The following is a 22,284-nucleotide window of genomic DNA, read 5'->3' on the forward strand; positions in this document are numbered from 1 at the left end:
AATCGTGAGGTGATGGATGATGAAGATTCTTCAAATGTCCTACAAAAAAAGAGGGACTATTGAGTTTGTCTTTGAAGATTTTCCGCATTCCAAAGTCACCATGGCGCCGATTAAAGGGTATTACTTTGTCCGCGCCATTAAATGGAGCCGACGGGACAGAGCCGTCACCCGCCATGATTTAGAGAAGTTTGAATGGGCTGCAAATCAAGCGCTCGGCACGACGGCTTTTTACCGGAAAAGAAAAGCATTCCGCATCCCATCGTCACAATGACAGACGATGGGATTGTTTTAATGCATGATCTGATAAAGCGCGGGTGCATCAAGCCTTGTTGCCTGATTAAGCAGATAAGCCGGCTGCACGGCATTTTTTTTTCTTAAAGAATTCAATCTCTGGATGATTTGTTCAGCGGTCAGAATCCCGAGACCGTGGGCGAAATATTGATCATTCCCCATCACAATGACATTCTCTCCCCGCCACTGAGCCTTTGCAGGATTAAAATCAGGATTTTTAAAATATAAACAATCTCCCCGTAAAAAGTGGCTGCCGGTTTCCGTGTAGATCGGCAGATGCTCATAGTGCCAGTCATACAAAGTGATATCCCGGAAACGCCGGTTAAACCGTTCTTCACCGATTGTCTTTAAGACGGCCAGATAATAAATCACAACAATGGCGGTAGCGCATTCAAATGCGTAAAACGCCCCGTTTTCAATAATGTCCCGAATCGCTTTTGAAGCGGGGATTCTGTACTTCAGCTCCAAGGCTCCTTCCGGCGTCACTCTCCAATAAGCCGTATTTCCGTATGTTTTGGCGAAAGTTGCAAATTTCACACCTGATCCGTGCAGTTCTCTTGCGGCTTCCACAATATGGCGGCGCAGCCGCACCTCGAACATCAGTTCAGCAATCGACCCGTAATCGAATTGTACGGGAGAATTGAGCAGTTCATTTATATACGGAACAAGGCTTTCTTCCGTCTGCCAGTTCGCGATGTCCTGAGGACGAAGCACTTGGCCGGATATGATAATCATCTGCACGCCCCCTTCTCTTTTTTTATAAGATATGCAGGAAGCTTGGGCAATGAAAATCAAGTCATAAAAAAGGAGGAAATGTTAACAAAATGTGAAGACTGAGCCGATATATAAGGTATCACACTTGAGGGAGCAGCTTAATATGAAAAAATTCATTAATTGGTGCACAAAGGCATCGATTTCACGTAAATTAATCATTTCATTTATCGTGATCTTAATCATACCGATTCTCGTGTTAGAATTCAGTTCATACCATACGGCGAGCAATTCGCTGGATGATCAGATTTCAGGCAACGCGAAAAATAACATCGAATCTTTTAACACAACGATTACAAATGATATCGGCTCAAAAGCAAAGGCGATTGAATTTTTCAGTGAAACGTTAAAAGGATCATCCTTCTCAAAGAAAAACATGTCTGCTCTTGAAGAAAAGTTCGGGCAATACACGTCTATTCATAAGGACGTAGCCCGCATTTACGGAGGAACGGAAGACGGCGGCTACGCACAGGCGCCGAAGGAGAATACTCCGGCCGATTACGATCCGAGAACACGCACTTGGTATAAAGACGCTGTGAAGGCCGGCGGCACGCTCGTTGTCACCGACCCTTACACCGCGGCAAGCGACGGCAGCATGGTCGTTACCGTGGCAAAGCAGATGCAGGACGGAACAGGCGTAGTGGCCATGGATATTACGATTGACCAGCTGCTGAAGCAGATGCAGGGAATCAAAATCGGGCAAAAAGGATTCGTGTTTATCACGTCCAAAAATAAAACCTATGTCGCGCATAAAGACCACAAACCGGGCGATAAAGTTTCAACCCCGTGGCTGAATGAAGTATACAGCAAAGACAGCGGCATTATTTCATACAAGCTCGATGATCAAAATAAAAAAATGGCGTTTACGACAAATAAACTGACCGGATGGAAAATAGAAGGGAGCATGGAGCTCAACGAAATTAAAGACGCCTCACAACCGGTGCTGACGATGGGGATGATTGTCCTTGCAGCATCCATTATCATCGGGGGAATTTTAATTCTGTTGATTGTCAGATCCATTACGTCACCGCTGAAACGGCTTGTCCGCTCTTCTAAACAAATCAGCGGCGGAGACTTGACTGAAACCATTGATATCCGCTCGAAAGATGAATTGGGCGAACTCGGCGCGAGCTTTAATGAAATGGGCGAATCTCTGCGCGGACTGATCAGCGCGATCCAAAACTCTGTCGACAACGTGGCCGCGTCATCGGAAGAGCTGACCGCTTCAGCTTCGCAGACAAGCAAAGCGACGGAACATATTACAATGGCCATTGAGCAGTTTTCAAACGGAAACGAAGAGCAAAGCGAAAAAGTCGATTCAAGCTCAGCCAAGCTGAATCATATAAATGACGGACTCACCGCCGTTTCCCGCACATCATCATCCATTACGGAAGCATCTAAACAATCGAAGGAAGCTGCCGGCACCGGGGAAGAATATGTGCAGCAAACCGTCGGGCAGATGAATCTCATCAATCAATCGGTCCAGCAGGCGGAAGCGGTTGTAAAAGGACTTGAGGCCAAATCAAAAGACATCACTCATATTTTAAGAGTCATCAACGGCATTGCCGATCAGACAAACCTGCTTGCTTTAAATGCAGCCATTGAAGCGGCAAGAGCCGGTGAATACGGGCGGGGCTTCTCAGTGGTAGCCGAAGAAGTGCGCAAGCTTGCCGTCCAATCCGCCGGTTCTGCCAAAGAGATTGAAAAACTCATTCAGGAAATCACGGCTGAGATTAATACATCACTTCACATGTTCACATCCGTTAATGAAGAAGTTCAATCAGGACTTGCCGTGACGGACCGCACGAAAGAAAGCTTCCAGAATATCTTCGGCATGACAAACGATATCGCCGAGAAGCTTCAATCGATGAACGGCACGGTTGAACAGCTGTCAGACAGCTCCCAGCACGTTTCAGCCGCAGTGACGGATATTGCGGACGTATCTAGGGAAAGCGCAGCAAGCATTCAGGATATTGCCGCATCCGCAGAAGAACAGCTTGCATCAATGGAAGAAATCAGCACATCCGCCGATACTTTGGCGCAAATGGCCGAAGAACTGCGGGAATTAACGAAACAATTTAAAATCAACTAGTAAAAAAGGACGCTTTCCGGATGGAAGGCGTCCTTTTTTATAGTGACAGCCGGATAATTGAATAAAAAGTCTTGCATACAAAGGGAGTACATAGAACTATTTTTCATTTATGACTTAATTTTCAATGTAATAAAAAGGGAGTCGGCCGATATAAACAGTAAATGATTGAAAGAGGTTTACAAAATTGAAAAAAACAGCAAAAAAAATCGCCAGAAAATCAATAGCCAAAAAACTGATCATTTCATTTTTACTGATCTTAATCATTCCGGTAGCAGTATTGGCTGCCGGCGCCTACCGTTCGGCGGCTTCATCCGTTGAAAAGCAAATGATGGAAAGCGCCGAAGGAAATGTGCAAATCTTAAACAATATGATTGATGACCGGATCGGAATGTTTACAAAAAGCTCTGCATATTTCAGCGAATGGGCGACAAGCGCTAAATTTAAAGAAAAAAACCAAACGGAAATGCAAGAAAGGTTCAAGCAGTTTATTGAAAGCAATGATAAAGCGTCCGCCGTATTTTCAAGCAGCAAGGAAGGAACGTTTACCCGTTATCCGCATGCCGATATGCCGGCCGATTTCAATCCGCTTGAAAGAAGTTGGTATCAGGAAGCCATGGAGAATAAAGGCCAAACCATCATCACAGACCCTTATGAGTCCATCTCAAACAAAAAGATGGTCGTCACCATGGCCCGCGCGGCGCAAGACGGATCAGGCGTCGTCGCCATTGATATAAAAATCGACGATCTCATCACGATGACAAAAGAAGTGAACATCGGAAAAGAAGGATACGCCTTTATCCTCAGCAAAAATAAAAAAGCCGTTGCCTACAGTGATGAAAAAGCCGGCGCGGCGGTATCGGGAAAATGGGTTGATACATTATTCAGCGGGCAAAAAGGCGACTTTGAATATACGCTGAACGGGAAAGCGAAAAAAATGGCGTACGTGACCAATGAAGCGACGGGCTGGAAGATCAGCGGAACCATGTCCGTGGATGAAATCAAGGATGCGGCAAGACCGGTTCTGACTCTGGCCGTTATCATATTGGCGATAGCCATTGCCGCAGGGATGATTTTCATTTATTTTGTCATCCGCTCAATTACCAAACCGTTAAAACGTCTCGTAGCTTCAGCGGAAAAAATCAGCAGCGGAGATCTGACGGAAACCATTGATGTCAGCTCTCAAGATGAGCTCGGCGTGCTCGGTAAAAGTTTTAATCATATGACAGATTCACTCCGTTCGCTTATTCAGGGAATTCAGGACTCTGTTGAACATGTCGCCTCTTCCTCAGAGGAGCTGACGGCTTCGGCTGAGCAGACGAGCAAAGCAACGGAACATATCACCCTTGCGATTGAACAGTTTTCTAATGGAACGGAAGACCAAAGTGAGAGTATTGATAAAGCGACAGCCCAAGTGAATGAGATGAAAGACGGGCTCAGCGATCTGGCGGAAGCGGCAGCCGTGGTGACGGAAACGTCAATTGAATCGGCGGAGATATCCGGCGCCGGTGAGCGGCTTGTCAAGAAAACAGCCGGCCAGATGGGCGCCATTGACCAATCCGTAAGTAAAGCGGAGCAAGTCGTACAAGGGCTTGAACTCAAATCGCAGGACATCACCAGCATTTTGCGCGTCATTAACGGCATTGCCGATCAAACGAATCTCCTTGCTTTAAATGCAGCCATTGAAGCGGCAAGAGCGGGAGAATACGGACGCGGTTTTTCAGTCGTTGCCGAAGAAGTGAGAAAGCTTGCCGTACAATCCGCCGATTCAGCGAAAGAAATCGAATCCTTAATTCATGAAATCGTCAAAGAAATTCATACTTCGCTCGGAATGCTGGAATCCGTCAATCACGAGGTGAAAAGCGGACTTCAGTTAACGGACGAAACGGAAAAAAGCTTCCGGGACATTTCCGTTAAAACAAATCAGATTGCCGGTGAACTGCAAAATATGAATGCAACCGTGGAACAGCTTTCTGCCGGGTCTCAGGAAGTATCAAACGCTTCAGAGGATATCGCGGCCGTCTCCAGACAAAGCGCGGCCGGCATTCAGGACATCGCGGCTTCAGCTGAAGAGCAGCTTGCGTCCATGGAGGAAATCAGTTCCTCCGCCGTCACGCTGGAAAAAATGGCGGAAGAATTACGCGAACTGACAAAGCGTTTTAAGATAAACTCTTAATTAAGTCTAAAAGACTAATTTTAAGATAGGTAAAAAGTATGTTTCGTTATATTTCTTCTTTTTGGATATGTATAATTACCCATAATTGCCGATATGAAGGGTAAACACGCAAGAGGAGATATAGCAGATGAAAAAAATTGTGCAAATCATCAAGCAGAGATCGCTTACAAGAAAACTGCTCATTTCTTTTTTGGCCATTCTCATTCTTCCTATTTCAACGCTGGCTTTTATCGCCTATCAATCGGCGGTAAGCACGCTTGACAGGCAGATGATGGGAAGCGCACTAGATAATGTGCAGCAGATTAACGATATGATCAACACAAGCATCAGCCAAAAGGAAGACGGAACGGCATATTTCAGCGACTGGCTCACAAAGGATCGGTACAAGCCGAAAAACCAATCGCAAATTACCGATAAATTCACAGAGTACATGAAGATCAATAAAGACGTGGAATCCATTTATACGAGTGACACGGAAGGACATTTCACACGGTATCCGGATCTGCAGATGCCTAAAGGATATAATCCGCTTGAAAGAGACTGGTATAAAAAGGCCGTGGAAAATAAGGGGAAAGTTGTTGTAACAGATCCTTACCGCACGGCTTCCACCAATACGATGGTCGTGACGGTCGTTCAGCAGACGAAAGACGGCTCAGGAGTCGTCGCCATCAATATGAAAATCGATGAGCTTCTGAAAACGACAAAGAAAGTGAACATCGGAAAATCAGGCTACGCTTTTATCCTGACGAAAGACAAAAAAGTGGTCGCCCACCCGAACCGCACGTCAGGCACAGTATTAAACGGGGAGTGGGCTGAACAGCTGTTCACCAGCAAAAAAGGTGATTTTCAATACAAATACGACGGCCAGGAAAAGAAAATGGCTTATGATACAAACGGGCTGACAGGCTGGAAGATTACCGGAACGATGTATCTGGACGAAATTCATGAAGCGGCCCTGCCGATCCTTCATCTGTCCCTGCTCGTTCTCGTATTAGCGATTGTGATCGGAACCATCGTCATGGTGCTGATTATCCGTTCAATCACAAAACCGCTCAAGCAGCTTGTGACATCATCGAAACAGATCAGTGAAGGCGACTTAACAGAAACGATCGAGATTCAGTCAAAAGATGAATTAGGCGAGCTTGGCAAAAGCTTTAACAATATGGCCGCTTCGCTCAGGTCTCTCATCCATGCCATCCAGGATTCCGTGAATAACGTCGCATCTTCCTCAGAGGAGCTGACGGCTTCAGCGGAGCAGACAAGCAAGGCAACCGAACATATCACACTGGCGATCGAACAATTTTCTAACGGAAATGAAAGCCAAAGTGAAAACATTGAAAGCGCGGCGGAACATATTTACCAAATGAACAGCGGGCTTAAAGATATGGCGAAAGCATCTGCCGTCATTACCGAATCCTCCGCCACATCAGCGGAAGTCGCCAATTCAGGCGGAAAGCTCGTCCACCAGACGGTCGGCCAAATGAACGTCATTGACCGGTCAGTGAAAGAAGCTGAACAAGTGGTGCGCGGACTTGAAACAAAATCAAAAGACATTACAAACATTCTCCGTGTCATTAACGGAATCGCTGACCAGACAAACCTTCTTGCGCTGAACGCGGCAATTGAAGCCGCACGTGCGGGTGAATACGGGCGGGGCTTCTCAGTCGTCGCCGAAGAGGTCAGAAAACTTGCCGTCCAGTCTGCCGATTCAGCGAAAGAAATCGAAAGCTTAATCATAGAAATCGTCAACGAAATCAATACATCTCTCGGCATGTTCCAATCCGTCAACAAAGAGGTGGAGAGCGGACTGGATATTACGAATCAAACCGAAACGAGCTTCAAACGGATTTCTGAAATGACGAACCAGATCGCCGGAGAAATTCAAAATATGAATGCGACGGTAGAACAGCTGACAGCAGGCTCTCAGCAGATTTCAGGAGCTTCTGAGCAAATCGCGTCCATCGCAAAAGAAAGCTCCGCCAGCATTCAGGATATTGCGGCCTCCGCCGAAGAACAGCTGGCTTCAATGGAAGAAATCAGTTCGTCTTCGGAAACGTTATCCCAAATGGCGGAAGAATTACGTGATATGACGAAACGATTTAAAATAGATTAATAGGTCATAGAACACCCAAATGTGCTGTTTGGGTGTTTTTTTTAGTTTTTTTAATAAATCTTTTGTCCTATCTGACGATATTAGATTTAGCTTTTCAAAGAAGGAGACTGAAAAAATGAAACAACTGATACATTGGATCAAACAGCCATCCATCAGCAAGCCGCTGATCGCGGCATTTTTAGCCGTATTGGTGCTTCCGGTCGGCATACTCGCCTACTTCAGCTACCAAACGGCGGGGAGTACATTAGAAAGCGAACTGACCCACAGCGCCCAGGGAAATGTCAGTGAACTGAACAGCGTGCTGGAAAACATGCTTGAGGGTAAGCTGAAAGCGATTGACTACTTCAGCGAATCAATCACAAAGGAAAAACTGAACACAAAAAATAAATCGGTACTGCTTGACAACATGAAGCAGTATGTCACCGTAAATGACGATGTCGCGTCAATTTACGCCGCGTCTCGCGACAAAGCGTTCGTGAAATATCCGTCCGTTGATATGCCGTCCGATTATAATCCGCTCACGCGCGAGTGGTATACCAAAGCGGTTGAAAAAAGCGGACAGCCGGTGTTTACCGAGCCCTATAAAGACGCTGCAACCGGACAGACGGTTGTTACGATTGCCCAGCAGACAAAAGACGGATCAGGCGTTGTGGCGCTTGATATTAATCTTGGCGACCTGCTGAACGCTTCCGAACGCGTCCAGATCGGTCATAAAGGTTTTGCCTTCATTACAACGGGAGATAAAAAATACATCGCGCATCCGACTATAAAAGCGGGAACGGAAGGCTCCGGAGAGTGGACGGAAGAAGTATTTTCCAAATCAAGCGGATCGTTTGAATACATGTTTGAAGGACAGCAGAAGAAAATGGCCTTCACGACAAACAAACTGACGGGCTGGAAAATCGCCGGCACATTTTTTGTCAGTGAGATCCATGACGCAGCCTCGCCTGTCATGAAAATGGCGCTGATCATCCTGGCGGTTTCTCTTATCGTCGGCGGTATTTTAATCGTTTTTATCATTCGCTCGATTGCAAAACCGCTCAAAAAACTTGTTTCGACATCAGCTAAAATCAGTGACGGCGATTTAACGGAAGTCATTGACATCAAGTCGAAAAATGAATTCGGGCAGCTCAGCCAAAGCTTCAATGAGATGTCGGCGTCACTCCGGTCTGTCATCGGCGTCATCCAGTCATCCGTCGAACATGTCGCTTCTTCATCCGAAGAGCTGACGGCATCCGCCGGACAGACAAGCAAGGCGACAGAGCATATTACACTGGCGATTGAACAATTCTCAAACGGAAACGAATCACAAAGCGAGAAATTGGAAGAAAGTGCTGATCACCTTTCCCAAATGAATGCGGGCATTGCCGAGACGGCGAATGTATCGGCGGAAATCACTGAATCTGCCATCCAAACCTCTGAAACGGCCGGAAGCGGAGAAGAATTAGTGGCGAAAACGGTCGGCCAGATGAAAACAATTGATCGTTCCGTACAGCAGGCGGAAGCGGTCGTAAAAGGGCTGGAAACGAAGTCGCACGACATTAAGAGCATCCTCAACGTCATTAACGGCATTGCCGATCAAACAAATCTGCTTGCCTTAAACGCTGCCATTGAAGCGGCCAGAGCAGGCGAATACGGGCGGGGCTTCTCCGTCGTTGCGGAAGAAGTGAGAAAGCTTGCCGTACAATCAGCCGGCTCCGCGAAGGAAATCGAAACGCTGATTCAGGAAATCGTCAAAGAAATCGCCACATCGCTTTCCGTATTCCAAGCGGTGAATCAAGATGTGAAGGAAGGCCTCGATATTACGGATCAAACGGCCGAAAGCTTCAAAAAAATCTCAGAAATGACGACTCAGATTTCAGGCGCCTTGCAGCATATGAACGGAACGCTTGAGAAGCTTGCAGCCGGGTCGCAAAATGTGACAAACGCGGTGGAGGACATTACCTCAGTCGCCAAAGAAGGGTCCGCCGGCATTCAAGACATCGCCGCCTCAGCTGAAGAGCAGCTGGCCTCCATGGAAGAAATCAGTTCATCCGCCGAAACGCTTGCGCATATGGCTGAAGAACTGCAGCAGGTCACACGGAAATTTACGATTCAGTCTGAAGACGAAGAACAGCTGTAGCGAGCTGTTTCTTTTCCTCATTTTAAAAAAGCGATACACTAGTATAAAAGAAGGGAGTGGCAGTGATGAGATTAGAAGGCAAAAAAGTCATAGCGCTTGTCAGTGACGATTTTGAAGACTTAGAGCTTTGGTATCCCGTCTACCGGCTGAGAGAGGAAGGCGCGATCGTTCATTTAATAGGAGAAGAAGCGGGCCGTTCATACAAAGGAAAATACGGCGTGCCCGCGACGGCGGATTACGATTTTAAGAGCCTGATTATTCAGGAGTATGACGCCGTGCTCGTGCCCGGCGGCTGGGCTCCTGACAAACTGCGAAGATATCCCGAAGTTTTGGACATCATCCGTACGATGAACGAGCAGAAAAAGCCGATCGGCCAGATCTGCCATGCGGGCTGGGTGCTCATATCTGCCGGAATTCTCGCAGGAAAAAAAGTAACGAGCACGCCCGGCATCAAAGACGACATGACAAATGCAGGGGCACAGTGGCTGGATGAAGCTGTCGTAACTGACGGCCACATTGTATCAAGCCGCCGCCCGCCCGACCTTCCGCAGTATGCAAAAGCGTTTGCTGACCTGTTAGCGTCCAAATAAAAAACATCCGCCCGAATCAGGGCGGATGTTTTTAGTTTTGATCGGCGGGAAAGACAATTCCGATTTGTTTTCTCGCTTCTTCCATAATGCTTGCCGTAATGAAAGAACGTTCAAATGTATTTTCGGAAGACTCCCGCTGTCCGTTTCGAAGAAGATTGATGAATTCAGCCGTTTCGTAGTACATCGATGGTTTCAGATCAGGGACTGAAATGTCTTCCGTCCGGCCGTCACGATAGCGGATTTCCGCCCGTTCCGGTCCGTGAATGCTGTCCAGAACGATCGTGCCGTCTTCACCCTGAATTTCCGCCGGGGCAAACGAATTTGAGATTTTCGAATGCATCAGCACCGCTTCAAATCCGTCGTATGACAGAATGACCGTGCCTTCGCCGTCAACGCCGGATGCTAGTTTATGACCGGTCGCAATGACGTTTTTCGGTTTGCCGAACAGGACGACGGCCGGATAAATGCAGTACACGCCGATGTCCATTAACGAACCGTTCGATAATTCAGGCTTAAACGCGTTTAGCACCGTACCGTTCTTATATGCATCATATCGTGATGAATATTGGCAGTAGCTTGCTGTGAATCTCCTGACGGGTCCGATTTTATGTAAGTGGTTTTGAAGCATGCTGAAGTTCGGCAGGAACGTTGTTTTCATGGCTTCCATCAAGAGAACGCCGTTCGTTTTGGCTGCGTGAATCATTTCATCCGTTTCCCTTGCGTTAGACGCAAACGGTTTTTCGCACAGTACATGCTTGCCGTGTTCCATAAAAAGGACCGCCTGCTCTTTGTGAAATGCATTCGGGCTGGCGAGATACACCGCGTCATAGGCTTTGCTTTCCTGGTGAAATAATGAGCAGCGCCGTGTTTGCCGGCGAATTCCGCCGCGCGTTCCTCAGTTCTGGAATAAACCGCCGTTAATTGAAAATCATCAATAGCAGAAGCCGCCTCCAGAAATCGTTCTGTAATCCAATTCGTTCCGACTGTTGCAAATCGAATCATTGCTATCGCTCCTTCTATGTATTGGCTTACATTATAGCTTTTTTTCTGAGAAACATAAATGGAAAAAAGGCTGCCAGCTAAAGGGATAGGAAAAATTCCCATAGAGACCGGTTATTATTTTTCATTACAGGAACGATAGTGTACAATTTAAGTAAAATACATATGATGGAGGAACAATAGTGGAAACATTGCAAACATGGGGCGGCAGATTTAAACAGTTTTTCTTAGACAATAAATTTGTCTTGTTTTTGCTTGTATTGCTGCTCATCGGCCTCAATATCCTTGTCTTTATGAAGACATCATTTATTTTCACACCTATTATCGTCCTGCTCAAAACGATTGCGCTCCCCGTCATTTTGACAGGAATTGTTTATTATCTGCTTAATCCGATCGTAGATATATTGGAAAAAATAAGAGTGAAAAGAGTCTATTCCATCCTGCTCCTTTACCTCATTATTATAGGGCTGATTACGATTACGGTCGTTTCAATTATTCCGTTTTTAAAGGAACAGATCATGAGCCTGATCGACAACCTGCCGAAATATGTGGATATTGTTGAAGATCAGACGAAAAGCCTGATCGGAAGCGATTTTGTAAATCAGGCGCAAAAGACGATGAATATCAACATTTCCGATCTTGCTAATAAAGTATCGGCGCAGGCGGCGACAATTGCAAACAGCACATTTACCGGAGTCGGGAATTTTATCGGCGCGCTGACGGAAGTGATTATTTCAATTGTGACCGTGCCGTTTATTCTGTTCTATTTGCTGAAAGACGGCAAAAAACTGCCGATTTATATCTTAAAGTTTGTGCCCACCCGTCTGAAAGAACAAACGTATACAATGCTTAGTGAAATGAACCACAGATTAAGCTCTTATATCAGAGGACAGGTCATCGTCAGCTTCTGCATCGGGTTTTTATTATTTATCGGCTATCTGATTATCGGACTTGATTATGCGTCACTGCTTGCGGTCATTGCCGCTTGTACGAGCGTTGTTCCGTATTTAGGGCCGACCATTGCCATCACGCCGGCGATTATTATCGCGTTGGTCACTTCGCCCCTTATGCTGCTGAAGCTTGCGATTGTATGGACCGTTGTCCAGCTCGTGGAAGGGAAATTAATTTCGCCGCAGATCATGGGGAAAAATCTTCACATTCACCCGATTACCATCATCTTTGTTCTTTTAACCGCCGGAAAGCTGTTCGGGGTTGTCGGCATTATTTTAGCCATCCCGGGGTATGCGGTCATCAAAGTGGTCACGACCCATCTGTTTGATTGGTTCAAAATGCGTTCGCATTTATATGAAGAAGAAAAAAATGATGCTGGATCGAAGTCATAAAATCGGAACGGACATGATATTTATTATAAGACAGGCTTTCCTTCAGAGGAGAGCTTCTCTTTTGTAAATGATGAATGAAGGGAAGAATGGGATGACACTATGGGAGATGTTCACAGCAGCCGTTTTGGGAATCGTGGAAGGGCTGACGGAGTATGCGCCGGTTTCTTCCACGGGACATATGATCATAGCGGATGACATCTGGCTGAAATCCGGAAGCCTGATGAATCCGGAAGCCGCCAATTCCTTCAAAGTGGTGATTCAGCTCGGTTCGATTCTGGCGGTGGCCATTGTGTTTAAGGATCGGATATTACATTTACTCGGCCTCAAAAAAAACGTCACGCGCGATCAGCAGAAGGGATACAGGCTGACCATCGCGCAAATCGCCGTCGGTCTTGTTCCGGCGGCGGTGCTCGGCTTTTTATTTGAGGATTTCATTGACCGCTATTTATTCTCCGTCAGAACGGTCGCTTACGGATTAATTGCCGGAGCCGTGCTTATGCTTATAGCGGACTGGATCAATAAAAGGAAAGAAACGATCGATACGGTGGACAGAATCACCTACAAACAGGCTTTCTGTGTCGGATTATTCCAGTGTCTCGCCTTATGGCCCGGATTTTCCCGCTCAGGCTCAACGATTGCCGGAGGTGTCATTGTCGGCTTGAATCACCGGGCAGCCGCAGACTTCACATTTATTATGGCTATTCCGATTATGGCGGGCGCAAGCCTTCTGAAGCTGGTGAAATACTGGAGCAGTCTTTCTTATGACATGATTCCGTTTTTTCTTGTCGGCTTTATCTGCGCCTTTATCGTCGCCCTCTTAGTCGTCAAATTTTTTCTTCGGCTTATTAACCGGATTAAGCTTGTCCCGTTCGCCATTTACCGTGTCATCCTCGGCATCATTTTAATCATGCTCGTGCGATAAACGAAGAGGCCCCCCGGAGGGTCTTCTTTTTATGTTCGAAAAACGTCTCAGGAAAATATGAGCAAACTGAATTTTCTGCTTGAAATTCATAGAAGACTCGTCTATAATAAAACATGACGTTACAGCACGGGGCCATAGCTCAGCTGGGAGAGCGCTACGCTGGCAGCGTAGAGGTCAGGGGTTCGAGCCCCCTTGGCTCCATACCTTTAAACCCTTATTCTATAAGGGTTTTTTTATTTGTCAGGAACAGAGCCAATAGCCCAAAAAAGCAATTGGGGACAATTTGGGGACGAAAAATTTATTTTGAGGAAGTTTAGTTGCTTTTCGCCTTCAAATTAGGATTGAATTGATCAAAATATTGAGCTGTCTCATTTTCAAGTTTTTCGGTTACGTGTCCGTAAATATCAGATGTTATTCTTCGGCTTGCATGACCGGCACGTTTTTGAATGGCGCTCATATTTTCACCGGCTTCTATAAGAAGAGCCACCATTGTATGCCGCAGGTCATGGAGCCTAATATCTTTGAGCCCATACTTCTTTTTTATTTTTGCCCACTTTGCAGTAGGTGTTGTGTAGTAATATGGTTTTCCTGTTCCACTGTGGAAGATATATTGATTGTCCTCACCTTCCCAGGCATCCCCGAGCATTAGTTTTTCTTTCTTCCACATGCGATAATATTTTGCTAAATCCTCCATATAGAAATCTGGCATTTTAACAAAACGTTTTGAGCTGCGTGATTTAGGCGCCTTTACAAGAGGCTGCCCGTTGACTGTTTTAGAAATTGATCGATTTACATAGAAGCCGCCTCTATCCCAATCCACATCCAAATGCCATTGAAAGGCAAGTCCTTCACCACGCCGTAAACCACCAATCATTGCGCCTAAAAAGTATAAACGCCATTTTATATCAATTTCATATAAAACCCTGATACATTCTTCTGCTTCATCAGTCTGAAAATACTGCATTTCTTTTGGTTCCACATGCGGCTGGCTTAAACCCTCCATAGGATTCTCTTTAATGAGTTTCCATTCTTCTGTAGCTGTCTTGAACATTGCCTGTAGCGTTTGAAATACATCAAGAATTGTTCTATCACCAAGGCCGCCAGGCTTACCATCTTTTCGGGCCCCATCCTTGGATAAATCATCTATAAAATCAACGATGTGAAGGGTTTTTATTTTATCTATTTGTTTATGCCCAAAAGCAGGAAGTACGTGATTGCGTAAGTGACCTGAATGTTTTTCGGATGCCTTATAAGAGTATGGTTTACCATTCTTATTAAAGAGTTTCTTTTCAACCCATTTTTCTGCAAATGAATCAAAAGTGGATTTTTCCGGAGCAATATACTCGCCGGCCTCTACTTCAATTCTGAAACGGTGCAGCTGGTCCTCAAGATACTCTTGTAATTTCCGTTTAGTCTTTAATAGCTTTGGATCTTCTATACGAATTGTTTTCTTTCTCCTATCCCTTTTACCTTTGGCATCGTAACCATTCTCAACAATTAATCTAAAAGAGTTTTTTCCACGGGGCTCTATACTGGCCATTTGGCTACCTCCTAACATTCAATTTACTTATTTGATGAAGATTTTTATGCCAGAGAATTGAAAACTGTTTTCTGTTGAATATTTCTAGCCGTTTAGCGGCCAAGGAATATGTCACATTAAATGTATCTCCTATTAATTTAATGGCCTCTGATTTAAGACGGGGCAGCTGCATTTTTATGAGCATGAACGTTGGTACGCAGAAGTGATACATAAAACTGTTCGCCTGGTATTCCTGAAGCTGCCTGAACATTCTATTCATGTGAAATTGGTTTCCAGTATGTTTTAAGACGTGGCATAGCTCATGAACAAAGTCTTGCCACTGTTCTTGTGGAGAGGCTCGAGCATCAAGGACGACACTATACTCACCGTTAATTTGAAACATGCAGCTTTCTCTTTGCTCATAATGCAGCCAGATACGAAATGCCGCGGCGATCCTTTCTAAATCAATGTCTTCAGGAGTCTCAATATTTAATTTGTAATAGATTTTTTTCACTTCTTCTTCAAGATACGATAACTGGATTGACATTAAAAACACCACCATGGAGAGAATATATGTTCTGTTTTTGGTGTGAAAGAAAAGCCCGAGGAAAAAGGGCTGTCATAAATTCAATAGCTGTTTCTTTTTAATTTCATATTCTTCTTGAGTGATAGCATCCATATCCAACAACTCTTTATATTTTTTCAATTCATCAGCTGCAGATACAGTAGGGGCAGGAGCTGGTGGTGCAGTTGTTGGAGCCGGCATAGACTGATGCTCTTCTATGTAATTTTGAATTTCTAATACCATCGGCAATTCATTTGGACCAAAAGTGAAGGAGTTATCGTCTTGTATTGCGTCCCAGAGTCCACTTGTTTCATTGGCAGCTGGTGTTAAAAATTGAAAATAGCCAGAGGTTACTAATCCTGGTTTTTTTATTTGAAGACCGGACAGTTCGCTGATTCTATAAGATTTCTCCCCACTATATCCTCGTGTGATAGTGTTAACAGCGCCTTTTCTTGCTACTCTTATATAGTTTCCATCAAGTGTGATTGTTGTTTTTGCAGATTTAAAATAATACTCTTTGATGTGCTTTTTCGATTCTTCTTCAATTTTCTTTTGTTCTTGGCTGACCTTTTCTTTTTCCAGATTGAATTTTTCTTCATTACCAGTAATTTTGGATTCTACATATTTACTTACTGCCTCTGGATTTCCTTCTGTTATGTTAGTGATACTGAATTCTCCATCTGAAGTTGTGCAATCTATCCGATAACCAGCAAGAGCTTTTTTAGTAACAGACATTTTCAAAATAGAATCGTAAGGCCATTTCTCTGTAATCAGTGCATCCTTTTTAAGATAGAAGAAATAAACATAATCATCTGTTACGGCAAATATACCAGTAGGCATGCTGACAACTTTAGGTCTATTCAAGCTACCTCTTGCAATTTCCAATACGGTTTCGTTTAGCTCACTAAGCATCATTTTATAAGTTTTTACAAAGTTTTTAGAAGCCTTCATGTGTTTTTTGAATTGACAGTTATACACTTCACCATTCTCTGACAAAAAAGACAAATTGAATTTCCCCTTTATAGTAATCAAGTTGAACTTCCTACTTTTTTTCTGATCCGATCCCGTTTGAATCCAGATGCAATCCGGATGAGAAAGAATTCTATATCCCTTGATATAACTGGCTTCAACCTACTGGTGAAAAATTCTTTTCCGATCCAGTTCAGATTTAATTCCGATCCAATCCCGATCTTATTAGTAAACAGAAATAACATAATAAATAATATAAATAAAGGTTTCACCAGTATGTTACTTTTTAGGCTTTCGGCCTTCGCGTTCTTCTTTCTCTTTAAGGTACTTTATAAAATCAATTGCCTGTTTTTGACTTTCTTCTGAGAAATCACGAGCTTCTCTAAACGCAAGTTGTAAATCATCATCTCCGAACGCTTGTTCAAACTCTGATGTTTCTTTAATAACACTCGAATGATTATCAACTCTACCTAAAAGATAATCAGTAGTTGTATCGAGAGCGTCAGCAAGGTCACGTAACATTTCGTTTGAAGGTGAACTGTGTCCGTTCTCATAATTGCTTATAGTTCCCTTGGTGGTTTTGACTTTCTCAGCTAACTCAGTTTGAGTAAGTTTTTTTTGTTTTCGGCAAATCTTTAATCTTTTAGACAACATTTGGATTTTCCTCCATATCGAAGTACAAGGTAATTGTACAACAAATGAGAAGTGAATTAATATTTGTATAAGAAATTCATACTTTTTGTTGACATACAAGATTCTTATACTTATAATGAAAACATAAAGTACAAGAATCTTATACAGGAGGTGAACGAATGAAAAACTATAAACTTGTGAATGCCAGAAAAGCTAAAGGCTTAACTCAAGAGAATTTAGCCGAAAAGCTTATGTATAAAAAATCCACTGTTTCCAATTGGGAAAATGGATATTCCACTCCTAAAATGGAAGATGCTTTTAAAGTCGCTGAGATATTGGATTGTGATATTAAAGAGCTTTTTTTTAATCAAGAAGGACAAGAATCTCATATAAATAAAGCTTAGGAGGCCGAGTATGACACGCAATACATTAACTGTGCAGGAAACAGCTGATTACCTTGGCGTTCATCATGACACAATTTACACGATGGTCCGAGAAAAACAAATTCCACACTTCCGAGTCCGGAATCGCATTTTCTTTACCAAACATAACATTGATGCATGGATTGAAGCTCAGGAACAAGCGATTATGAAGGAGGCGATAGGGTGAATCAACTCGTCTTCATTGAAGGTAATCAAGTTGTAACGGACAGCCTGACTGTCGCTAAAGTCTTCGGGAAACGGCATGACACGGTCCTGCGGGATATCAGAAACCTTGATTCCAGCAAAGAATTTAATCTCCACAATTTTGCGGAGGTTGACTATCAGGATGACCGAAACCGGACATACAAAAAATATCTCATAAAACGTGATGGACTCACATTCTTGGTTTTTGGTTATACAGGCGCAAAGGCCGCAATATTTAAAGAAAAATACATTGCAGAATTTAACCGTATGGAAAATGAGCTTCAAAGGCTCAATCAGCCCTCTTACATGATTGATGATCCGATCAGCCGGGCAAAGCGATGGATCACTGAAGAGGAGGAGCGGCAACGACTTCAGCACACACTGAAGATTCAGCAGCCACTGATCAACTTTGCAGAGAGTTGTATGGCATCTGAAAAATCATTACTAGTGAGGGAACTGGCGAAGCTTGCATCTAAAAAGGGTATCAGCATCGGAGAAAAACGGCTGTTCCAAAAGCTACGCGAGTGGAAGATGATCTTGGCAAACAAGAACGAGCCATACCAGGAATATATCGACCGTGGTTACTTTGAAGTAGCACAGGGAGTGCGACAAGTAAACGGTTCATCTAAATCATGGCTGACTATCCGCATTACGCCAAAGGGACAGGTCTTTATCATCGACAAGCTGAGAAAACAGCAAGTAAGCTAGTTCCTTCATTAATTAAATTTTACCAGTGAACAACTGGATATATCAGGAGGCAAACATATGGAGAACAACCCATACAATTTGCATAATCTACCCCGGATCATGCGTAGTGTCCGCAAAGCGGCAGGACTTGCACAGTATCAGATTGGTAATTTGATAGGGGGGAAAGATCAGCGGTATGTTTCGGACGTTGAAAATGGATTCAGTAAGCTTACCCCGGAATTATGCATCAAGTGGTTTGAGGCGTGCGAGGCATACGAACATATTGATCTGGTACATTACCTCTTCAAACTGCACCCGACGACGGCGGCGCCAATAGATCCAGCCCTTAACGAGAGCGCAAGCGCGGCGGTAATCAATATGATTCACCAGCTTGAAGAAGCATTGCAAGCAACAAGGCATTTAGCGCGCTGGCTGGCAAACGATAGGCCAGGCCGACAACCTGAAGAACTGCCCATGGCCGATATTAAACAGATTTTTGATCTGATCCCAGCAAACAAAACGCTGATATATTCGCTGGCCCGCAGTCATGGCCTGAACATGAAGGAACTGGCTGAAAGATGGACGCGGAAAGCGCTAATGAGTCAAGTTGCAATGGCAAAAACAGAGGAAAGGCAGGCGGTGCTGGTATGAAAATCAATCAGTTTCTTAAAGCAGATGCAGATTCAGCAAAAAGGAAAATCGAGTCGGCGGAAAGGCTCTCTATCATGCTTTCGGAGGCGTTACGGGATGGCGATTATGAAGAAGCTATCAGTCTTGCAGGGAGCATCAAGGTTCTTACAGAGGATATTAACCGGCTGGCGAATAAAGGACGCTTACACCAAACCGTTTTAAATATGGCAGCCCGCGGGATTCAACTGAGTGTTGCGAGTAGGTGTTCACGATGAATATTGAAAATCCAATGGTCCTGAACAACTGGCATGATAAAACGACAGAACCGGAAACAAAAAAGGACTTTTTCGGGGATGAAGTAACGTCAGCAGATAATTATGTAATCGACAGCGGCGAAGTGATTTTACAAGACAATCTTAAACGCTATTTGAAGGAGCAACTTGGATTTAGGTTTCATTCAGCACAATAAAAAAAGCCCACTTGGCAGAGTGGACTTCAAAAGGTCTTTTGGTAAAGATTAGTTCCTTTATTATACCAAATTACCTCAAAAAAGACAATGGAGGTTTTACACATGGCAAAACGAATAACAGCATCTTTCAGTGACCGGGCGGACGATCAGAAGCGTTTAAGAGAAGTCGGCGGCTCAATCATGTTCAGTAAAGGCAAACCCGTATTTTCCTTTCCGTCAATGGATGCATACCGAGAATGGCAACGGCTCGGCACAGAAGCTTATTTGAGAAAGGTGGCAGAAGCACAATGAACGGATTATCTCAGGTAGATTACTCAGATTACATGCCGGCGCCCCAGCAGGATACTAGCGTGACTACGGAAGCGATGGTAAGCCGACAGGCTCAAGAAGTACAGGCGGCGATGGTCATCGCAAAGAAATTCCCACGGGACGTATTCGCGGCGTTTGACCGGATTAAAAAAGCATGCGAACGGAGGCTTTTAGCCGAGAATGCGGTGTATGAATATCCTCGCGGCGGGACAAAGGTTTCCGGTCCATCTATCCGGCTGGCGGAGGCCTTGGCGCAGAATTGGGGCAACATTGATTACGGAATTATGGAGCTCGAGCAAAAAGCCGGGGAATCCTCTGTCATGGCTTACGCTTGGGATCTTGAAACGAATACCCGGCAAACCAAAATATTCACTGTGAAGCATGAGAGAAAGGCAAAAGGTACAGTGACAAAGCTCAATGATGCAAGGGATATTTACGAAATGGTTGCCAATCAAGGAGCCCGCCGGGTTCGCGCCTGCATACTTGGAGTGATTCCGGGAGACATCGTTGATGCGGCGGTAGATATGTGTCAAAAAACATTGATTAGCGGTCATAAGGAACCACTGGAAGACCGGCTCAGAAGCGCCTTCTCCCTTTTTAAAAAAGAGTTTGGCATCACTAAGGAAATGATTCAGGAGTATATCGGCAGTAACGTCGACGCCTTTACAGAACAAGACTTTTTAAAGATTGGCCGCATTTATACATCTTTACGTGATGGTATGGCCAAGAAAGAGGATTACTTCAATGTGAAGGCCACAGGCACGACTAAGTCAAAGGCTGAGGAAGAATTCAAAAAGCAGAAAGAGCAAGCTGACAAGCCTGCTGATAGTAAAGAAAAGGCGGGTGATCCTGCTAATGCGGATACCGGCGCTGAACAAGGAGAATTATTACTCTAACGAGATTGATAGACATTACATGTCAAATTCTCAATATAAAAGTTTTTTGCAGTGCGAGGCTGCCACGATGGCAAAGCTGAACGGAGAATGGACGCCGCCCACATCGGAGGCACTCCTCTTCGGCCAATACGTTCATGCCTGGCTTGAGGGTGAACAGGCTTTTGATGAATTCAAGATGAATACACCTTCGCTATTTACTCAAAAAGGTCAGCTGTACAAGCAGTATCAGTTAGCTGATCTGATGATTGAGGCGATTCAAAATGATGATCTCTGTATGTTTGTTCTTCAAGGAGAAAAGGAAGTCATTGTAACTGCTGAATTATTCGGTGTTCCGTGGAAAGGAAAGCTGGACGTATACAACCCAGCTGGCGGCCGTTTTTCCGATCTGAAAACAGCGCGGTCATTGCGGGAGAAAGTTTGGGACCCGGAAATAGGATATTGCTCTTTTGTTGAGGCATACGGATACATCGCTCAGATGGCGCTTTACGCAGAAATTGAAAAACGGATGACTGGGCGTAACGAATGGCTTGAACCCCTGATCGTTGGAGTGTCGAAAGAAGACCCGCCTGATAAAGCTGTCATCAATATTGATGAAGGAAGGATGGAAGTAGAGCTTGAGGAGATTGAGCAGCGGATGGGCCGGATTTTGCAAGTGAAACACGGCGGGGAGAAGCCGGAGCGATGCGAAAAATGCAAGTATTGCCGGGCTACTAATCAACTGAACAGTATCATCCATTTTTCGGAGTTGGTGAGCTGATGGAAAGGGAGTTGATTAGGATTCCTATCCCGCATTGTTATCTCTGGCTGGTCAAAACGGTTCAGCGCGACATGAGAAAGGACTTGTATACCCGGTACACGACTGACTACTTAAAGACAAATGAGCCGTCTCTGAGATTAGTAGAAATAGATTTCAAGGCTCTGACAGCACTGTGTGAAAGGAAGTAGGTGAGCGGCATGGATATGCAAGGTTTGGGGTATGTGGTTCTGCCTCGGCTGCCGTTTAAGGATTCACGTGATGAGACAATATACGATTATTTATTCAAACGGGCGGAGTACAGGGCAGATCAAGAACTAAAGCTCGGGCAGACAATCGTTAAGCTTGTGGATTTAGCCAAGCGCTTCAACTGGTCTTCTGATCAGATCAAATACTCATTAGATCGGATGGTAAAGCAAGAGTATTTGAAGTTGGACCGGCTGCCGCAAAAACGCGGTTTCATTGTGACGGTGTTGAATTATGCCGAGTACATACAGCTTGGAAATTACAACAAGAAGATAGACCCGGCTCCAATACCAGTAGCACAGCAGGAGGTTGACGAAAAAATGAAAAACGCATTTGAACTATTCGAAAACAAAACAGCCCGCACCATTGGCACGATGGAGGTTCAGCGGCTCGGGTATATGGTGGATGATTACGGCGAAGAGAAAGTCATGGAGGCAATGAAACAGGCGTTCAGAAGCAAGGGAAACAACGTCAATCTGAATTACATTGAAGCAATTCTCTCAAACCCATTCAGCCAGAGACGAAAGGAGAAACAGCAGTATGGAAGCTCGCAAAACGCAAGATA

The 22,284-nt window shown here is 44.6% G+C and carries 23 protein-coding genes, 1 tRNA gene and 5 pseudogenes; 23 read left to right on the plus strand and 6 right to left on the minus strand.

Annotated features, from left to right (window positions below):
* The first annotated feature begins 19 nt into the window (after positions 1-19).
* On the plus strand, positions 20-271 hold the full coding sequence (locus BGM27_RS16870) for a hypothetical protein (RefSeq protein WP_007408636.1): 252 nt from the start codon (positions 20-22) through the stop codon (positions 269-271).
* A 17-nt stretch (positions 272-288) separates the two neighbouring features.
* Here the strand turns inward: BGM27_RS16870 and BGM27_RS16875 are convergent, their stop codons facing one another.
* Complete coding sequence (locus BGM27_RS16875) at positions 289-1,026, minus strand: protein-glutamine gamma-glutamyltransferase (protein WP_007408635.1); 738 nt, start codon at positions 1,024-1,026, stop codon at positions 289-291.
* Positions 1,027-1,168: 142 nt separating this feature from the next.
* Between BGM27_RS16875 and BGM27_RS20905 the strand changes: the two are divergent.
* The 9 genes and pseudogenes from BGM27_RS20905 to BGM27_RS16900 form a co-directional block, all read left to right on the plus strand.
* A pseudogene (locus tag BGM27_RS20905) lies at positions 1,169-2,209 on the plus strand (cache domain-containing protein); the annotation flags it as partial.
* A 117-nt stretch (positions 2,210-2,326) separates the two neighbouring features.
* The gene (locus BGM27_RS20910) at positions 2,327-3,154 is read left to right on the plus strand and encodes a methyl-accepting chemotaxis protein (RefSeq protein WP_371265913.1); all 828 of its coding nucleotides are present in this window, start codon (positions 2,327-2,329) and stop codon (positions 3,152-3,154) included.
* Positions 3,155-3,431: 277 nt separating this feature from the next.
* Positions 3,432-4,379: pseudogene (locus BGM27_RS20915) on the plus strand (HAMP domain-containing protein); the annotation flags it as partial.
* Positions 4,374-5,327, plus strand: a complete 954-nt coding sequence (locus BGM27_RS20920; protein ID WP_425341706.1) for a methyl-accepting chemotaxis protein — start codon at positions 4,374-4,376, stop codon at positions 5,325-5,327. The pseudogene BGM27_RS20915 and the gene BGM27_RS20920, both read left to right, overlap by 6 nt.
* Before the next feature lie 271 nt (positions 5,328-5,598).
* Positions 5,599-6,495: pseudogene (locus BGM27_RS20925) on the plus strand (HAMP domain-containing protein); the annotation flags it as partial.
* Complete coding sequence (locus BGM27_RS20930) at positions 6,490-7,440, plus strand: methyl-accepting chemotaxis protein (protein ID WP_404833624.1); 951 nt, start codon at positions 6,490-6,492, stop codon at positions 7,438-7,440. The pseudogene BGM27_RS20925 and the gene BGM27_RS20930, both read left to right, overlap by 6 nt.
* Positions 7,441-7,555: 115 nt before the next feature.
* A pseudogene (locus BGM27_RS20935) lies at positions 7,556-8,596 on the plus strand (cache domain-containing protein); the annotation flags it as partial.
* A complete protein-coding gene (locus tag BGM27_RS20940) occupies positions 8,591-9,562 on the plus strand; it encodes a methyl-accepting chemotaxis protein (protein WP_425340276.1) in 972 nt (323 codons plus the stop codon). The pseudogene BGM27_RS20935 and the gene BGM27_RS20940, both read left to right, overlap by 6 nt.
* A 65-nt stretch (positions 9,563-9,627) precedes the next feature.
* Positions 9,628-10,152, plus strand: a complete 525-nt coding sequence (locus BGM27_RS16900) for a type 1 glutamine amidotransferase domain-containing protein (protein ID WP_003152143.1) — start codon at positions 9,628-9,630, stop codon at positions 10,150-10,152.
* A gap of 31 nt (positions 10,153-10,183) precedes the next feature.
* Here the strand turns inward: BGM27_RS16900 and BGM27_RS16905 are convergent.
* Positions 10,184-11,154 (minus strand): annotated as a pseudogene (locus tag BGM27_RS16905) (Gfo/Idh/MocA family protein).
* 179 nt (positions 11,155-11,333) lie between these two features.
* Here BGM27_RS16905 and BGM27_RS16910 point away from each other — a divergent pair.
* From BGM27_RS16910 to BGM27_RS16920, 3 genes are all read left to right on the plus strand, one after another.
* Entirely contained in the window at positions 11,334-12,494 is a 1,161-nt protein-coding gene (locus tag BGM27_RS16910; protein WP_007408629.1) for an AI-2E family transporter, read from the plus strand.
* Positions 12,495-12,585: 91 nt separating this feature from the next.
* Positions 12,586-13,416: an undecaprenyl-diphosphate phosphatase gene (locus BGM27_RS16915; RefSeq protein WP_015240453.1), complete on the plus strand. Its 831-nt coding sequence runs from the start codon at positions 12,586-12,588 to the stop codon at positions 13,414-13,416.
* Between the two features lie 128 nt (positions 13,417-13,544).
* A tRNA-Ala gene (locus tag BGM27_RS16920) sits at positions 13,545-13,617 on the plus strand.
* 112 nt (positions 13,618-13,729) lie between these two features.
* Here BGM27_RS16920 and BGM27_RS16925 read toward each other — a convergent pair.
* The 4 genes from BGM27_RS16925 to BGM27_RS16940 all read right to left on the minus strand — a co-directional run bounded on the left by BGM27_RS16925 (position 13,730) and on the right by BGM27_RS16940 (position 17,123).
* Positions 13,730-14,956 carry a tyrosine-type recombinase/integrase gene (locus tag BGM27_RS16925; protein ID WP_007408627.1) on the minus strand — a complete coding sequence of 409 codons (1,227 nt, stop codon included), beginning with the start codon at positions 14,954-14,956 and terminating at the stop codon, positions 13,730-13,732.
* 4 nt (positions 14,957-14,960) lie between these two features.
* The gene (locus tag BGM27_RS16930) at positions 14,961-15,482 is read right to left on the minus strand and encodes an ImmA/IrrE family metallo-endopeptidase (RefSeq protein ID WP_007408626.1); all 522 of its coding nucleotides are present in this window, start codon (positions 15,480-15,482) and stop codon (positions 14,961-14,963) included.
* A 72-nt stretch (positions 15,483-15,554) separates the two neighbouring features.
* On the minus strand, positions 15,555-16,532 hold the full coding sequence (locus BGM27_RS16935) for an SHOCT domain-containing protein (protein ID WP_007408625.1): 978 nt from the start codon (positions 16,530-16,532) through the stop codon (positions 15,555-15,557).
* 216 nt (positions 16,533-16,748) lie between these two features.
* Positions 16,749-17,123: a helix-turn-helix domain-containing protein gene (locus tag BGM27_RS16940; RefSeq protein WP_007408624.1), complete on the minus strand. Its 375-nt coding sequence runs from the start codon at positions 17,121-17,123 to the stop codon at positions 16,749-16,751.
* Between the two features lie 158 nt (positions 17,124-17,281).
* On the opposite strand from BGM27_RS16940, the gene BGM27_RS16945 reads away from it, so the two are divergent.
* The 10 genes from BGM27_RS16945 to BGM27_RS16990 form a co-directional block, all read left to right on the plus strand.
* A complete protein-coding gene (locus BGM27_RS16945) occupies positions 17,282-17,506 on the plus strand; it encodes a helix-turn-helix transcriptional regulator (RefSeq protein ID WP_007408622.1) in 225 nt (74 codons plus the stop codon).
* Between the two features lie 10 nt (positions 17,507-17,516).
* Entirely contained in the window at positions 17,517-17,711 is a 195-nt protein-coding gene (locus BGM27_RS16950) for a helix-turn-helix domain-containing protein (protein WP_007408621.1), read from the plus strand.
* Positions 17,708-18,436: a Rha family transcriptional regulator gene (locus BGM27_RS16955; protein ID WP_007408620.1), complete on the plus strand. Its 729-nt coding sequence runs from the start codon at positions 17,708-17,710 to the stop codon at positions 18,434-18,436. Before BGM27_RS16950 ends, BGM27_RS16955 begins: the two co-directional genes overlap by 4 nt.
* 57 nt (positions 18,437-18,493) lie before the next feature.
* Positions 18,494-19,066 carry a helix-turn-helix domain-containing protein gene (locus BGM27_RS16960; RefSeq protein WP_003155916.1) on the plus strand — a complete coding sequence of 191 codons (573 nt, stop codon included), beginning with the start codon at positions 18,494-18,496 and terminating at the stop codon, positions 19,064-19,066.
* Entirely contained in the window at positions 19,063-19,320 is a 258-nt protein-coding gene (locus BGM27_RS16965) for a YqaH family protein (protein ID WP_007408619.1), read from the plus strand. The genes BGM27_RS16960 and BGM27_RS16965 overlap by 4 nt, the downstream gene beginning before the upstream one ends.
* Positions 19,317-19,514 (plus strand): YqaI family protein, encoded by a 198-nt coding sequence (locus tag BGM27_RS16970; RefSeq protein ID WP_007408618.1) that lies wholly within the window; start codon positions 19,317-19,319, stop codon positions 19,512-19,514. Before BGM27_RS16965 ends, BGM27_RS16970 begins: the two co-directional genes overlap by 4 nt.
* 102 nt (positions 19,515-19,616) lie before the next feature.
* A complete protein-coding gene (locus BGM27_RS16975; protein ID WP_007408617.1) occupies positions 19,617-19,805 on the plus strand; it encodes a hypothetical protein in 189 nt (62 codons plus the stop codon).
* Positions 19,802-20,719: a hypothetical protein gene (locus BGM27_RS16980; RefSeq protein ID WP_007408616.1), complete on the plus strand. Its 918-nt coding sequence runs from the start codon at positions 19,802-19,804 to the stop codon at positions 20,717-20,719. The genes BGM27_RS16975 and BGM27_RS16980 overlap by 4 nt, the downstream gene beginning before the upstream one ends.
* Positions 20,679-21,476 carry a PD-(D/E)XK nuclease-like domain-containing protein gene (locus BGM27_RS16985; RefSeq protein WP_020954292.1) on the plus strand — a complete coding sequence of 266 codons (798 nt, stop codon included), beginning with the start codon at positions 20,679-20,681 and terminating at the stop codon, positions 21,474-21,476. The genes BGM27_RS16980 and BGM27_RS16985 overlap by 41 nt, the downstream gene beginning before the upstream one ends.
* Before the next feature lie 197 nt (positions 21,477-21,673).
* On the plus strand, positions 21,674-22,284 hold a 611-nt coding region (locus BGM27_RS16990; RefSeq protein WP_217031301.1), incomplete at its 3' end, for a DnaD domain protein.

The organism is Bacillus sp. FJAT-27001 (genome assembly GCF_019039175.1).
GTDB lineage: Bacteria > Bacillota > Bacilli > Bacillales > Bacillaceae > Bacillus > Bacillus velezensis.